The 14,306-nt window shown below is 67.7% G+C and carries 10 protein-coding genes and 3 pseudogenes; 9 read left to right on the top strand and 4 right to left on the bottom strand.

The features are described from left to right. Positions 1-19 precede the first annotated feature (19 nt). A pseudogene (locus NC4_RS44595) lies at positions 20-1,582 on the top strand (MFS transporter). On the opposite strand, the gene NC4_RS13650 reads toward NC4_RS44595, so the two are convergent. After that, entirely contained in the window at positions 1,583-2,155 is a 573-nt protein-coding gene (locus tag NC4_RS13650; protein ID WP_067537298.1) for a TetR/AcrR family transcriptional regulator, read from the bottom strand. It lies immediately after the preceding pseudogene. A gap of 104 nt (positions 2,156-2,259) precedes the next feature. On the opposite strand from NC4_RS13650, the gene NC4_RS13645 reads away from it, so the two are divergent. From NC4_RS13645 to NC4_RS13635, 3 genes and pseudogenes are all read left to right on the top strand, one after another. Further along, complete coding sequence (locus tag NC4_RS13645) at positions 2,260-3,453, top strand: FAD-dependent monooxygenase (RefSeq protein WP_067537295.1); 1,194 nt, start codon at positions 2,260-2,262, stop codon at positions 3,451-3,453. A gap of 43 nt (positions 3,454-3,496) precedes the next feature. Further along, complete coding sequence (locus tag NC4_RS13640) at positions 3,497-4,534, top strand: nucleoside hydrolase (RefSeq protein ID WP_067538024.1); 1,038 nt, start codon at positions 3,497-3,499, stop codon at positions 4,532-4,534. Between the two features lie 80 nt (positions 4,535-4,614). Further along, positions 4,615-5,415: pseudogene (locus NC4_RS13635) on the top strand (amidohydrolase family protein). Between the two features lie 19 nt (positions 5,416-5,434). On the opposite strand, the gene NC4_RS13630 reads toward NC4_RS13635, so the two are convergent. Then, positions 5,435-5,977, bottom strand: a complete 543-nt coding sequence (locus tag NC4_RS13630) for a nitroreductase/quinone reductase family protein (RefSeq protein WP_169814793.1) — start codon at positions 5,975-5,977, stop codon at positions 5,435-5,437. Positions 5,978-6,058: 81 nt separating this feature from the next. Continuing rightward, on the bottom strand, positions 6,059-8,389 hold the full coding sequence (locus NC4_RS13625) for a bifunctional salicylyl-CoA 5-hydroxylase/oxidoreductase (RefSeq protein ID WP_067537292.1): 2,331 nt from the start codon (positions 8,387-8,389) through the stop codon (positions 6,059-6,061). A gap of 178 nt (positions 8,390-8,567) precedes the next feature. Between NC4_RS13625 and NC4_RS40180 the strand changes: the two genes are divergently transcribed. After that, positions 8,568-9,419 carry a PaaX family transcriptional regulator gene (locus NC4_RS40180; RefSeq protein WP_067538020.1) on the top strand — a complete coding sequence of 284 codons (852 nt, stop codon included), beginning with the start codon at positions 8,568-8,570 and terminating at the stop codon, positions 9,417-9,419. Between the two features lie 32 nt (positions 9,420-9,451). Here the strand turns inward: NC4_RS40180 and NC4_RS42530 are convergent. Further along, a pseudogene (locus NC4_RS42530) lies at positions 9,452-10,699 on the bottom strand (MFS transporter); the annotation flags it as partial. 238 nt (positions 10,700-10,937) lie between these two features. Between NC4_RS42530 and NC4_RS13615 the strand changes: the two are divergent. Genes NC4_RS13615 through NC4_RS13600 form a run of 4 tightly spaced genes read left to right on the top strand, consistent with a single transcriptional unit; the run spans position 10,938 to position 14,294 of the window. After that, complete coding sequence (locus NC4_RS13615) at positions 10,938-11,726, top strand: SDR family NAD(P)-dependent oxidoreductase (RefSeq protein ID WP_174566848.1); 789 nt, start codon at positions 10,938-10,940, stop codon at positions 11,724-11,726. A 1-nt stretch (position 11,727) separates the two neighbouring features. Beyond that, on the top strand, positions 11,728-12,282 hold the full coding sequence (locus tag NC4_RS13610; protein ID WP_067537290.1) for a MarR family winged helix-turn-helix transcriptional regulator: 555 nt from the start codon (positions 11,728-11,730) through the stop codon (positions 12,280-12,282). Next, positions 12,272-13,123 (top strand): enoyl-CoA hydratase family protein, encoded by an 852-nt coding sequence (locus NC4_RS13605; RefSeq protein WP_067537287.1) that lies wholly within the window; start codon positions 12,272-12,274, stop codon positions 13,121-13,123. The genes NC4_RS13610 and NC4_RS13605 overlap by 11 nt, the downstream gene beginning before the upstream one ends. A 1-nt stretch (position 13,124) precedes the next feature. Then, on the top strand, positions 13,125-14,294 hold the full coding sequence (locus NC4_RS13600) for an acyl-CoA dehydrogenase family protein (protein ID WP_067537286.1): 1,170 nt from the start codon (positions 13,125-13,127) through the stop codon (positions 14,292-14,294). Positions 14,295-14,306: the final 12 nt, after the last annotated feature.

The following is a 14,306-nucleotide window of genomic DNA, read 5'->3' as shown; positions in this document are numbered from 1 at the left end:
GCGATAGTTGCCGGTGCGGATGGAGGACGTCATCGTGGACACACCAGCCCCCCTGCTGACAGCCGCCTCAACGACGGGTTCGATCAAGGTTGGCAGGCGGGAGTGGACTGGATTGGCGGTGCTCGCGCTCGCCTGTCTGGTGTACTCGATGGATCTCACCGTCCTGCACCTGGCCGTACCGCAGATCAGCGCCGAACTGCGCCCCAGCAGCTCCCAATTGCTGTGGATCATCGACGTTTACGGATTCCTGGTGGCCGGGCTGCTGCTCACCATGGGAACCATCGGCGACCGGATCGGGCGCAGGCGACTACTCATGGCGGGGGCAGGGGCGTTCGCCCTGGTCTCGATAATCGCCGCCTTCGCGCCCTCGGCCCCGGTGCTCATCGGCTGCCGCGCCCTGCTGGGCGTGGCGGGCGCGACTCTCGCGCCGTCCACACTGTCGTTGATATTCACCATGTTTCGCGATCCGGCGCAGCGTTCCATCGCCGTGGGCGTCTGGGTGGGCTCCTACTCGGTGGGCGGTTCGATCGGCCCGCTCGCGGGCGGGATCATGCTGCAGAACTTCTGGTGGGGCGCGGTATTCCTGCTCGCCGTCCCGGTCATGGTGCTGCTGCTGATCCTCGCGCCGCGGGTGCTGCCCGAATATCGCGATCCCGAGGCCTGACGCCTCGATCTCATCAGCGCGGCCATGTGCACGGGCGCGGTGCTGCTTGTGGTGTTCAGTATGAAGAAGTTCGCCCAGGACGGTCCGGGTTCGGCGGCGCTGGGCGCGCTCGCGGCCGGGTTGATCGTGGGCGGGGCGTTCGTGCGGCGACAGCTCACGGCCAGCGAACCCATGCTGGATCTACGCCTGTTCCGGCTGGGCAGTTTCCGCACGGCGCTGGCCATCAATCTGGTGTCGATCTTCGTGGCATTCGGGTACTTCCTGTTCGTCGGCCAGTATTTCCAGCTCGTCCTGGGCATGTCGCCGCTGGAGGCCGGAATCTGCACCATCCCGGCGGGTCTGGGCTTCATGATCGGCTCGCAGCTGGGCCCGCGCATCGCGCGGATCATCCGGCCCGCGTACATCCTGGGCGGCGGGATGGCCATGGCCGGGTTGGGTCTGCTGGTGCTCACCCGGATCACCGCGCAGGGCGGGGTGGGGCTGACCATTATCGCCTCGCTGCTGGTGGCGTTCGGGCTGGCGCCGGTCTTCGGAATCACCACCGAGCTCATTGTCGGCACGGCGCCGCCCCAACAGGCCGGGGCCGCCTCCGGATTATCCGAGACCGGCGCGGAGTTCGGTGGCGCGCTGGGGATCTCGATTCTCGGCAGTATCAGCATCGCCATCTATCGGGGCCAGTTGGCCACCACCCTGCCCTACGGCCTGCGCGACGACGACGCCGATACCGCGCGCGACACCCTCGGCGCGGCAATGGAAATCGCCAATGCCCTGCCGGGCAAGCTGGGCGCGGCGGTGGCCGAATCGGCCAAACAGGCCTTCCTCACCGGTATGCACCTGACCTCGGCCATCGCGGCCACGGCGGCGCTGTTGCTCGCCGTCATCGCGCTGACGCGATTGCGGCGCATACCGCGTGAGTAGTCAGCCGCCCCGGATCGCGCCGACCGCGCGCTCCAGGTCGTCGCCATCGAGCGGTTCGGCGGCCGGTGCGATGAGGGCCTGCATGGCCATGCCCTGGAACAGGACGTAGAACAGCTTGCCGACCGCCCGCGCCTCGGTGGCGGACAGCTCCGGGTGGGCTTCGCCCACGACGGTCGCGAGGTCGTTGTACGCCTCGGCGGTCACTTCGACCATGAAGCTCTGCGATTCCGGGTCGCGGGCGATCTGAATGCCGTTCTCAATGCTCAGCATCAAGTTCTCACGGTGCCGGAACACCACGTCGGTCAGGCCGTTCCAGGTCTCCGGCAACGAATCGCCGAGGGTGCGCCCCTCCCCCGCGGCCCTGATGGCGGCATCCATATCGTCGCCGATCATGCTGCCCAGACCCGTGGTCACCGCCTCGGTGACGAGCCGGTCCTTGGAGCCGAAGTGGTAGCCGATGGCGGCCAGGCTGACCCCGGCGGCCTTGGCGATATCGCGTGCGGTGACCTTGGCCAGGCCGCGTTCGAGGATTGCTTTACGTGCTCCCGTCAACAGGTCTTCTCGGTTTCCCATGACCCCACTCTACCAACGTCTTAGACATTTGTTCTAGACAATCGTGCGAGGGTCCGTTAGACATATGTCTTAGACAGACGTTCTTCCCCACCCAGGAGATCCAGATGAACACCTTCACCAACCTCCGCGTCCTCGTCGCCGGGAATGCCGTTGCGCTGCAACTGCTCCGCGCCGGGATCGCGACCACCGTAGTCGAGCGGGCCGAGGGTCCGCGACCGGGCGGACAGGCCGTCGACCTGCGCGGACCCAGCCGCGAGGTGGCCGAGCGCATGGGCCTGATGGAGGGCATCCGCAAGTACCAGCTGCACGAGCTCGGCATGAACCTGGTCGACCGCGACGGCCGCGATATCTACCGCATGCCCGCGGAGATGTTCGACGGCAAGGGCGCGGTCGCCGAGATCGAGATCACCCGCGGTGACCTCAACGAGGTGCTGCTGAACGAACTTCGTTCCGTCGCGGAGCGTCTGGACTACCGCTACGGCGGCTGGATCGAATCCCTCGACCAGGACGAGACCGGTGTCGACGTGGTGTTCGCCTCCGGCCGCAGCGAGCGCTACGACCTGGTGATCGGCGCGGACGGCCTGCACTCGGGCACCCGCAAGCTGGCCTTCGGTCCCGAGGAGCAGTTCACCACCTACCTCGGCGGGTACATGTCCTTCTTCACCCTGCCCACTCCCCCGAACACCGAGCCCGGGTGGATGACCATCCATGTCCGCCCGCGCGCCTCGGTGGGCCTGCGCGCCGATGCGGATCCGTCCACCTCCAAGGCCACCATCACGCTGCGCATGGACCAGAAGCCGGAACTGCGCCGTGATGTCGAGGCGCAAAAGCGGCTGATCCGCGACATGCTCGCCGCTTCCGGCTGGAAGGCCCCCGAGGTGCTCGCGGCCATGGAGACCACGCCCGACTTCTACTTCGACGAGCTCGAGCGCGTGGATATGCCGACGCTGTCCAACGGCCGGATCACGCTGCTCGGCGATGCCGGGTACTGCGGGTCCCCCATGACCGGTATGGGCACCGCCATGGCCTTGGTCGGCGCGTACATTCTCGCGGGCGAGATCGCTTCCACCCCTGATGATCTCACCGGCGCGCTGGCCCGCTCCGAGGCGGCGGTCACCCCGTTCCTGGACAAAGCCAGGGAGCTGCCGGGCGGCGGCATCAAGATGATGGTGCCCAACTCCGAGATCGGCGTCCGGGCCGAGCAGTTCCTCGGCAAGCTCATGACCACCCGGATCATGAAGCCGGTCATGATGAAAATGCTGGACAAGACCGAGGACTACGTCCTGCCGACGTACTGATCCCGCGTGCGGATAGGCTCGAACCGTGGCGCAGAAGATCATCATGGACGTCGACACCGGCATCGACGATTCGCTGGCCCTGCTCTATCTGCTCGCCTCCCCCGAGGCCGAGATCATCGGCATCGCCGCCACCGCGGGCAATGTGCCCGCACCGGCGGTGGCGGCGAACAACCTGGCCTGGCTGGATGTGTGCCGGGCCCCCGAGATCGAGGTGGCGCTGGGAGCCCTGGAGCCCCTGGCGATTCCATTGCGAACGACCGAGGACACGCACGGGCCGCAGGGCATCGGGTACGCGGAGCTGCCCGCCTCGGAGCGGAAGCTGTCGGAGCGGACCGCGGCCCAGATGTGGGTGGACCTGGTGCGGGAACATCCGGGCGAGATCGTCGGACTGTGCACCGGGCCGCTCACCAATCTGGCGCTGGCGCTGCGGCTGGAGCCGGAACTGCCCCGGCTGCTGCGGCGCCTGGTCATCATGGGCGGGGCGTTCAACCATCCCGGCAACACCACGCCCACCAACGAATGGAATGTGCACGTCGATCCGGAGGCCGCCAAGGAGGTGTTCGACGCCTTCTCGGCCGCACCGCAGGATCGGCGGCCCATTGTCTGCGCGCTCGACATCACCGAGACCATCGAGATGCGGCCCAAACACCTGGCGCTGCTGGCCGAGCGGGCGGGCAGCATGCCGGTGGAGCTGGTCTCGGATGCCGACGGGCCGGAGATCCGGTCGGCGACAAGCAATCCGATCATCCGGCATCTGACCGACGCGATCCGCTTCTACTTCGATTTCCATCAGCTCTACGACCAGGGCTATCTGGCGCACATGCACGATCCGTTCGCGGCGGCGGTGGCCCTGGACACGGGGTTGGCGCGCACCCGCCCCGCCACGGTGGACGTGGAACTGGCCGGGACCATCACCCGCGCCACCACGGTCGCCGACTGGGCGGGCATGTGGGGCCGGGAACCCAATGCCGACATTGTGATCGGCACGGATCCGGATCAGTTCTTCGAGCGGCTCATCAGCCGCGTCGGTGATTTCGCGCGCACGGTGTATCCGGCACGGGAAGGGCGGACGGCACGGTGAACGAGGCCGACAACGCGTACGTCACCGCCTTCCGGGAGCGCCTGGGCCTGCCCGGCATCATCGACATCCATACGCATTTCATGCCCGAACAGGTCATGCGCAAGGTGTGGGAGTACTTCGATTCGGCCGGGCCGCACATCGGCGACCGGGAATGGCCGATCACCTACCGCGACGAGGAGCAGGCCCGCCTGAAGACATTGCGCGGCTTCGGGGTACAGGCCTTCACCTCCCTGGTGTACCCCCACAAACCGGATATGGCGGCCTGGCTCAACGAGTGGGCCGCCGATTTCGCCGCCCGCACCCCCGATTGCCTGTACACCGCCACCTTCTACCCCGAGCACGGCGCCGACAGTTACGTGGAGGCCGCCATCGAGGCGGGCGCCCGGATCTTCAAGGTGCACGTCTAGGTCGGCGACTTCCACCCGGGCGATCCGCTGCTCACCAAGGTGTGGGGCCAGCTCGAGGACGCCCGCATCCCGATCATCATCCACTGCGGATCCGGCCCCGCCGCAGGCGCATTCACCGGCCCGGAGCCGATCGCCGCCCTACTGCGCCGATTCCCGCGCCTACGGCTCATGATCGCCCATATGGGCGCGCCGGAGTACACCGAATTCCTGAACATCGCACAGGGTTACGAGGGTGTCCTGTTCGACACCACCATGGTCTTCACCGACTTCTTCGAAGCCGCCGACCCCTTCCCGCGCGCCGAACGCGAACGCCTGGCCTATTTCGGCGACCGCATCCTGTTCGGCAGCGACTTCCCGAATATCCCGTACCCCTACGGGCATGCCCTCCACGGTCTGGAACGCCTGGATCTGGGCGACGATTGGCTGCGGCAGGTCTGCCACGACAATGCCGCCCGGATCTTCGGCCTGGGCTAGCTCCACACCGCCAGCGCCGTCAGCCCGCCGCACGCCGGGTCAGTCGAACGAGCGGGATGGTGCGCCCGGCTCGGCCCGCTTCCCGGCGATACGAGATATACGCCGGGAACACCCGATCGGCGATGGCCCAGAGTCGTTGGCGCTCGGTCTCGTTGTCGACCACGGTCGCCCGCATCGGCGCTCCGCCGAACACCACATCGGGATTGGCCAGCAGGTTGTAGTACCAACCGGGGTTGGTCGCGCTGCCCGCGTTGGACGCCGCGATGACGACGTCATCGCCGTCGGCGATGTAGATGATGGCATTGTGCCGCTGCACTCTCGTCCTGGCTCCCTCGGTCTCCAGCAGGCCGGTCGGGAAGATCGAGGTCGTCGCCAGGCGGCCGCGCGTGAGCCGCAGCAGCAGCGGATCGAGCTTCCAGGCAATGTGCCGCGAGACGAATCCCGGCACGCGGGCGGAGATGGCCGCGCAGACTCGCACGAATCGACTGGGCCGACCGGTCGTGTCGACCGGTCTCACCCGCAATGTCATCGGCGTCCGCTTGCCCCGACGAGTGGTCTTCATGGCGTTCCCCCCGGTCCGACTTGAACTACTACATTCCATCGTAGTTGAAGTCCGCGGGCGCGCAAGGGTTTCCGGGATTCCTCACCGGGCCGCGGCGGCGGCCCGTTCGCGTTGCACATTGGCCTCGAACTGCCGTTTGCCCGACCAATATTGCTTGGGCCAGGCCACATCGGTGTAGCCGATCTTGGCTGCCTCAGTGAGGGTCCAGGCCGGATTGGCCAGGTGCGGGCGGGCTATGGCGCAGAGGTCGGCGCGCCCGGCGGCGATAATGCTGTTGACGTGATCGGCCTCGGAGATGGCGCCCACGGCAATGGTCGGGATTCCCGCTTCCTGGCGGATGCGGTCCGCGAAGGGGGTCTGCCACATGCGGCCGAAGGTCGGTTGCTCGTCCTTGCTCACCTGTCCGGAGGAGCAGTCGATGAGATCGGCCCCGGCGGCGGCGAAGGCGCGGGCGATATGGACGGCGTCGGCGGGGGTCATGCCGCCCTCGACCCAGTCGTGCGCCGAGATGCGCAACGATATCGGGCGATCCTGCGGCCACACCGCGCGAACGGCGTCGAACACCTCGAGCGGGTAGCGCAACCGGTTCTCCAGCGCACCACCGTATTCGTCGGCACGGCGATTGGTCAGCGGGGACAGGAAGCTCGACAGCAGATAGCCGTGGGCGCAATGCAGTTCGAGCCAGTCGAAGCCCGCCCGCGCCGCACGCTCGGCGGCGGCGGCGGCGAATTCCGCGGTGACGGCGTTCATCTCGGCGCGGGTCATGGCCCGCGACCATTGGCTCACGCCGGGCAGGTACTGCTGTGGCGAGGCGGACAGCAGCGGCCAGTTCGGTTCGTCGGCCAGGGGCTTGTCGGTGCCGTCCCAGGCCCGCCGGGTGGAGACCTTCGCGCCCGAATGCCCCAGTTGCACGGCGATTTTCGCATCGGATTCGGCATGCACCCAGTCGACGATCCGCTGCCAGGCCAGCCCCTGCTCATCGGTATAGAGGCCGGGACAGCTGGGGGTGATCCGCCCGTGCGGGCTCACGCAGGTCATTTCGGTGCTCACCAGGCCCGCGCCGCCGAGGGCGCAGGATCCCAAGTGCACCAGGTGGAAGTCGCCGGGCATGCCGTCGACGGCGGAGTACTGCGCCATCGGCGAGACCACGACGCGGTTCTTCAGCGTCACCGAACGGACGGTGTAGGGCGTGAACATGAGCGGTACGGCCGGTTCGCCGTCGGTGCGGGCCAGCCCGGCCCGGCGGTCGAACCAGCGTTCGTAGCCCTCGAGCCAGTCCTTGTCACGCAGCCGCAGATTCTCGTGGCTGATGCGCTGGCTGCGGGTGAGCATGGAGTACATGAACTGCTCGGGTTCGAGCTGGTCGCAATAGCGTTCGCAGCAGACCTCGAACCATTCCATGGCATTCCAGGCGGCGTTCTGCAGCCGCAGGACGTCGATCTCCCGGACCGCCTGATACCGCTCCAGCACGGCGGGCAGGTCGTCGGGCGCGTCGCCGTGTGCGCGGAACTGGCGGACCAGTTCGATGGCGTCCTCCAAGGCCAGTTTGGTGCCCGAGCCGATGGCGAAGTGCGCGGTGTGCACGGCGTCGCCCATGAGCACGACATGGCTCGTGCCATTGTGCAGCCACCATTTCGCGCACTTCACGCGCTGGAAGTTCAGCCAGGCCGAGCCGCGCAGGTGCCGGGCATTGGTGTCGAGTTTGTGGCCGTCGAGATTGTCGGCGAACAAGCGCTGGCAGAACTCGATGGACTCGTCCTGGTCGGCGGTGTCCAGGCCGTGCGCGCGCCAGACCTGTTCGGGGCATTCGACGATGAAGGTCGAGGTGTTCGCGTCGAACTGGTAGATGTGCGCCTGGAACCAGCCGTGCTCGGTCTTGGCGAAATCGAAGGTGAAGGCGTCGTAGCGCTTGTCGGTGCCCAGCCAGATGTAGCGGTTGGGGCGCACCACGATATCGGGCTCGAAGACCTCGGCGTACCGTGTGCGGATCTTGGAGGAGATGCCGTCTCCGGCAATGATGAGATCGGTGTCCGGGAATTCGGTGTCGGAGTCGACCTCACGCTCGAATTCCAGTCGCACGCCGAGTTCTTCGCAGCGTTCCTGCAGGATATTGAGCAGCTTCTTGCGGCCGATGCCGATGAATCCGTGCCCGCCCGAGCGCAGGGTGCGGCCCTTGAAGCGCAATTCGATGTCGTCCCAATGGCTGAACGCGTCCTCGATGCGCGTGGCGGTGACCGGATCCCATTCGCGTGTGCCGTCCATGGTGGCGTCGGAGAAGACCACGCCCCAGCCGAAGGTGTCGTAGGCGCGATTGCGTTCGATCACCGTGATGTCGTGGGCCGGGTCGAGTTGCTTCATCAGCAGCGCGAAATACAGACCGGCGGGGCCGCCGCCAATGCAGACGATCTTCATGAGCTACTCCACGGTGTGGTCAGCGAAATGTGAGGAGCCGGTGAATATCCCACCGGTGCCGCCGCATCCGGATCGGATCGGCACGTACTTCCGAAAATATCTCGTCTGCGTGACGGTCGCAACAGATTCGGAATATCCCGGTGCGGGGCGGCTCGGCGACCGCCGTTATCGTGCTCGTATGAGTCGAACGCTCGCCGATCCGGCCAAGCAGTACGCGGCGACACCGCAGCCGCGCCAGCTCATCGTCACCCTGTTCGGCCTCTACGCCCGCGAGAGCGGGAACTGGCTGTCGGTCTCGGCGCTGGTCCGGTTGATGGCGCAGCTCGAGGTGGATGAGCCCGCCGTCCGGGCCGCGGTGAGCAGGCTCAAACGCCGGGGAATCCTGCTGAGCAAGAAGACCGTTCACGGTGTCGGCTACGAGCTCTCCCCCGCCGCCCTGGAGATCCTGCGCGAGGGCGATGTGCGGATCTTCGAGCGGCGGCGCGCCACCGCGGCCGACGGCTGGCTGCTGGTGGTGTTCTCGGTGCCCGAGGCCGAGCGCGATCAGCGCCACAAGCTGCGAACTCAGTTGACGCGCATGGGCTTCGGCAATGCGGTGCCCGGATGCTGGGTCGCGCCCGGGAATCTGCACGAGGAGACCCGCCGGACGCTGGAACGCCTGGAACTGGATCGCTATGTCGAACTGTTCCGGGGCGACCATCTGGCATTCGGCAATCTGCGCGACAAGGTCCGCGACTGGTGGGATCTCGAGGAGCTGGAAGGTCTGTACGGCGCGTTCATCGAACGATTCACACCCGTGCGGACGCGCGGGGCCACGGCGCACCCGTCGGCTCGCGACGCCTTCGCGCGATACGTCGGCGCGCTCACCGCATGGCGCAAACTGCCCTATCTCGATCCCGGTCTTCCCATCGAACTGCTGCCCGACGACTGGCACGGGGAACAGGCCGCGCGGCTGTTCGGCGAACTCCGTAGGGAGCTCGCCGAACCGGCGCACGAATTCGCCGCCGAGGTGATCGCCGGAGCGGGCTGACCGCGCCAGCGCGGCCCGCGCGGCACCGCGAAGGCCGTCACCGCGAAGGCCGTCACCGCGAAGGCGGCGAAGGCGTAGAAGTTCAGCTGCCAGCCCATACCGAGCCCGATCAGGAAGCCGCCGATGAGCGGTCCGGTAATGGCCCCGATCCGGCCGAAGCCGAGCGAGAAGCTCAGCGCCGTCGCGGTCAGCGACTGCGGGTAGTGCGTCGAGCAGTAGCCGCCGACCAGGATCTGGGTGCCGATGGAGCCCAGTCCCGCGAGCGCGACCAGGCCCAGCATGGGACCGTAGGGCAGCTTCAGGCTCATGAGCAGCACGGTCGCCGCGGCCAGCAGGAAGCAGGTGACCACCACCCGTTTGGCCCCGATCCGGTCCGCGATGGTGGAGGCGCTGATGGCGCCGACGATCGCCCCGGCATTGAACACCAACAGGAAGGTCAGCGCCGCGCCGAGCGCGAATCCGGCCTCCCGCATGATCTGCGGCAGCCAGGTATTGAGGCCGTACACCAGCAGCAGGCCGCAGAAGTTGATGAGCGCGAACAGGATCGACGACACGATCCAGCGACGGCTGAACAGCGCGGACAGACTCGACCGCGGCCGCTCCTGCGTCTCGTCCTCCTCGGCGACGATGTCGGAGTAGACCAGTCCGTAGCGCGTGGCCGTCGCGCGCGCCTCGTCCACGCGACCGGTGCGGGCCAGATAGGCCACCGATTCGGGCAGGTACTTCCAGGCGATCGGCAGCAGCGTGATGAGCGAGAGCCCGCCCAGCGCGTACATCAGGCGGAAGTCGAAGTGCGGCAGGACGAGCAGCGCCAGTGAGGCCGCGCCGACGCCGCCGACCGAGTAGCCGCTGAACATCACCGCGTTCGCGGTCTGGCGGTGCTTCTTGGGTGCGAACTCCACCGTCAGCGCGACGCAGGTGGGCACGACGCCGCCCAGCCCGATGCCGGTGAGGAAGCGCAGCAGCGCGAAGATCTCCAGCGAGGGCGCGGCGGCGGTGAGCAGCATGAGGACCGAGAACCAGCCGATGCTCGCCAGCATGATGCGGCGGCGGCCGAGCCGGTCGGTGAGCACGCTCACCGCCAGCGTGCCGATCAGCATGCCGACCAGGGCCAGCGAGCCGATCATCCCGGCGGTGGATTTGGTCAGACCCCACGGGTCGTAGGCGAGGATCGACGGCAGGGTGGATCCGAAGACCACCAGGTCGTAGCCGTCGAAAACAATGGCGGTGAAGCAGATTGCGAGAACGATGCGGCCATTCCAGGCCGCGGGAGCGGTCATGGCCGACTGGGCGGAACGGGGTGAAACCACGGTGAAGTCCCTAGAACAGAGAGGTGATGCCGGGTCAGAGTATGCCCTGTTCGTCGCTGTCGTCACAAAAACAACATATTTCCGTCGTGCAACCCTTCGCGGATGCTCGAGAGATAGATGAAAACCCCTGTAGCCCTGCGGTAATGGCGAATTTACTTTACATCTGAAGTTTTTGGCGTACCGTGGGCCGCACACTTCAGGAGGGCGCATGACGACACTGCGCACCGGCGATCTGGCCGGGCGGCACGCACTCATCACCGGCGGCTCCCGCGGCATCGGCGCGGCCATCGCACAGCGGCTGGCACAGGCCGGAGCGCGGCTCACGATTCTGGCCCGCGATCTTGAGGCGTCCACGAAAACCGCTGCGCTACTGCCGGATTCGGCTCGGGCGCGGGCGGTGGCGGGCGATGTCACCGATCCGGACTCGGTGCGCGCCGCCTTCGCCGCCGCCCGGGAAGCGCACGGCCCCATTGAGATTCTGATCAACAATGCGGGCCAGGCGGGCAGCGCGCCGCTACGGCGCACCAGCGACGAGCTGTGGCAGCGCATGCTGGCGGTCAATCTCACCGGGCCCTTCCTGTGCGCCCGGGCCGCCGCGGCCGATCTGCTCGCCGCCGACCACGGCCGCGTCGTCACCATTGCCAGCACGGCCGGACTGCACGGCTACTCCTACGTCTGCGCCTACACCGCGGCCAAACACGGCGTCATCGGGCTGACCCGGGCGCTGGCGCACGAATTCGCGGGCACGCCGATCACCGTCAATGCGATCTGCCCCGGATTCACCGATACCGACCTCCTGGATGCCAGCGTCGCGAATGTCGTGGCCGCCACCGGTCGTGATGCCGAGCAGGCGCGCGCGGAATTCACCCGGCACACCCCGCAGGGCCGATTGATCCAGCCGGACGAAGTGGCCGAAGCCACGGCCTGGCTGTGCTCACCCGCCGCGAGATCGGTGACAGGCCAAGCGATTTCGGTCAGCGGCGGAGAGGTGATGTGACATGACGGACCCTCACGAGCATTCCGTCGCCGACGAGTGCATCGGCGTGGAGGCCCGCGCGGCATCCGGCGATCACCTCGACGTGCGCCTGTGGCTGCGCCTGCTGGCCACCACCAATGAGATCGAGCAGGAGATCCGCACCCGGCTGCGCACCCGCTTCGCCACCACCCTGCCCCGCTTCGACTATCTGGCCCAGCTCGAACGCCACCGCGGCGGCCTGCGCATGAGCGCGCTCTCGCGCTATCTCATGGTCACCGGCGGCAATGTCACCGGCCTCACCGATCAACTGGTCACCGAGGGGTGGGTCGAGCGCATCCCCGATCCCGTCGACAAGCGCGCCACCCTGGTGCGGCTGACCCGGCTGGGCCGCAACCGTTTCACCGAGATGGCCATCGAGCACGAACGCTGGCTGGCCGAGATGTTCGCCGGATTCGGATCCGCCGACGAGCAGACGCTGTTCGAACTGCTGGGCAAACTGCGCGTCCATCTGGCTCGCAGCCCCGGCGCGGATCCCGACGCCACCCCCTCGACCGTCCAGGACTCTCATGACCACTGATCCGCATCCCGCGTTGCTCGCGGGCAATCGCACCGCGCTGACCGGCTATGTCGCCGAACACTTCCGCTGGCGGGTGGACGACGGCGTCGGCACCATCACCCTGGACCGTCCGCAGCGCAAGAACCCGCTCACCTTCGATTCCTATGCCGAATTGCGGGATCTGTTCCGCAGTCTGGCCACCGCCACCGATGTCTCGGTGGTCGTGGTGCACGGCGCGGCCGAGAACTTCAGCTCCGGCGGCGATGTGCACGACATCATCGGCCCGCTCATCGGATTGCGCGCGCCCGATCTGCTCATGTTCACCCGCATGACCGGCGATCTCGTGAAGGCCATGCGCGCCTGCCCGCAGCCGGTCATCGCCGCGGTGGACGGCGTGTGCGCGGGCGCGGGGGCCATTCTGGCCATGGCCGCCGATCTGCGGATCGGCACCGCGCACAGTGCGACCGCGTTCCTGTTCACCCGCGTCGGCCTGGCCGGATGCGATATGGGCGCGTGCGCCATCCTGCCGCGCATCATCGGACAGGGCCGCGCCGCCGAACTGCTCTACACCGGCCGCGTCCTGAGCGGCGACGAAGGGTACGCGTGGGGGTTCTTCAATGAACTCGCCGAACCGGAACTGCTGTCGGACGCGGCGGCCGCGCTGGCCCGCCGGTTGGCGGACGGACCGACCTTCGCTCACGGCATGACCAAAACCATGCTGCACCAGGAATGGTCGATGACCATCGAGCAGGCCATCGAGTCCGAGCCGCAGGCCCAGGCGCTGTGCATGCTGACCGAGGACTTCAGCCGCGCCTACCACGCTTTCCTGGGCAAACGGCGTCCGGTCTTCGAAGGGAACTGATATGTCCGGCGATCATTGGGACTGGCCGTTTCTCACCGATGACCATCGGGCGCTGGGCAGTTCGCTCGACGCCTGGGCGGCCGCGCATCTCGTCGACGGCGCGGGCCTCGACGTCGACGACCGCTGTCGCACGCTCGTGCGCGACCTCGGCGCGGCCGGATGGCTGCGCTACGCGGTGGCGGGCGCCGACTTCGGCGGGCACGGCGCAGCCATCGACACCCGCGCGCTCTGCCTGGCCCGGGAGACCCTCGCCCGCTACGACGCGCTGGCCGACTTCGCCTTCGCCATGCAGGGTCTCGGCTCCGGCGCCATCAGCCTCGCGGGCAGCGACGAGCAGAAGCGCCGCTATCTGCCCCGGGTGGCGAGCGGGCGGGCGCTGGCCGCCTTCGCGCTCTCGGAATCCGGCGCGGGCTCGGATGCGGCGGCCCTGTCCTGCGCCGCGCGCGCCGACGGCGGGCACTACGTCCTCGACGGCGAGAAGACCTGGATCTCCAACGGCGGGATCGCCGACTTCTATGTGGTGTTCGCGCGCACCGGCGAAGCCGAAGGCGCACGCGGGATTTCGGCGTTCATCGTGGACGCCGACACTCCCGGCCTGCACATCGCCGAACGCATCGAGCCGATCTCCCCGCACCCGATGGCGCGACTGCGATTCGAGAGCTGCCGGGTGCCGGACACACAGCGCATCGGGACCCCGGGCGAAGGATTCGCCATTGCCATGCGCACCCTGGACGTCTTCCGCACCTCGGTCGCGGCCGCCGCACTGGGATTCGCGCGCCACGCCCTGGCCGCGGCCCTCGAACACGCCACCACCCGGCGGATGTTCGGCGGCGTCCTGTCCGACTTCCAGCTCAGCCGGGCCAAACTCGCGCAGATGGCCACCACCATCGACGCGGCCGCGCTGCTCACCTATCGCGCCGCCTGGCAACGGGATCGGGGCCGCTCGGTGACGCGCGAGGCGGCCATGGCGAAAATGGCCGCCACCGAGGGCGCACAGCAGGTCATCGATGCCGCGGTGCAGTTGCACGGCGGGCTCGGTGTCGTGCACGGCCACCCGGTCGAACAGCTCTACCGCGATATTCGCGCTTTGCGCATCTACGAGGGCGCTACCGAGGTGCAGCAGCTGATCATCGCCCGCGAACTGCTGCGCGTACCCGCCCGCGTCTCCTGATATCTCGAATCA

This window comes from Nocardia crassostreae, assembly GCF_001613405.1.
In the GTDB taxonomy this organism is placed as follows: domain Bacteria; phylum Actinomycetota; class Actinomycetes; order Mycobacteriales; family Mycobacteriaceae; genus Nocardia; species Nocardia crassostreae.
The sequence above is the reverse complement of the archived record's forward strand: the minus strand, read 5'-3'. Positions and strand labels throughout refer to the sequence as shown.

Coding starts and splice junctions, on each gene's coding strand:
- NC4_RS13650 (WP_067537298.1), bottom strand. CDS start 2,155: ATGGGAAACCGAGAAGACCTGTTGACGGGAGCACGTAAAGCAATCCTC.
- NC4_RS13645 (WP_067537295.1), top strand. CDS start 2,260: ATGAACACCTTCACCAACCTCCGCGTCCTCGTCGCCGGGAATGCCGTT.
- NC4_RS13640 (WP_067538024.1), top strand. CDS start 3,497: ATGGACGTCGACACCGGCATCGACGATTCGCTGGCCCTGCTCTATCTG.
- NC4_RS13630 (WP_169814793.1), bottom strand. CDS start 5,977: ATGAAGACCACTCGTCGGGGCAAGCGGACGCCGATGACATTGCGGGTG.
- NC4_RS13625 (WP_067537292.1), bottom strand. CDS start 8,389: ATGAAGATCGTCTGCATTGGCGGCGGCCCCGCCGGTCTGTATTTCGCG.
- NC4_RS40180 (WP_067538020.1), top strand. CDS start 8,568: ATGAGTCGAACGCTCGCCGATCCGGCCAAGCAGTACGCGGCGACACCG.
- NC4_RS13615 (WP_174566848.1), top strand. CDS start 10,938: ATGACGACACTGCGCACCGGCGATCTGGCCGGGCGGCACGCACTCATC.
- NC4_RS13610 (WP_067537290.1), top strand. CDS start 11,728: ATGACGGACCCTCACGAGCATTCCGTCGCCGACGAGTGCATCGGCGTG.
- NC4_RS13605 (WP_067537287.1), top strand. CDS start 12,272: ATGACCACTGATCCGCATCCCGCGTTGCTCGCGGGCAATCGCACCGCG.
- NC4_RS13600 (WP_067537286.1), top strand. CDS start 13,125: ATGTCCGGCGATCATTGGGACTGGCCGTTTCTCACCGATGACCATCGG.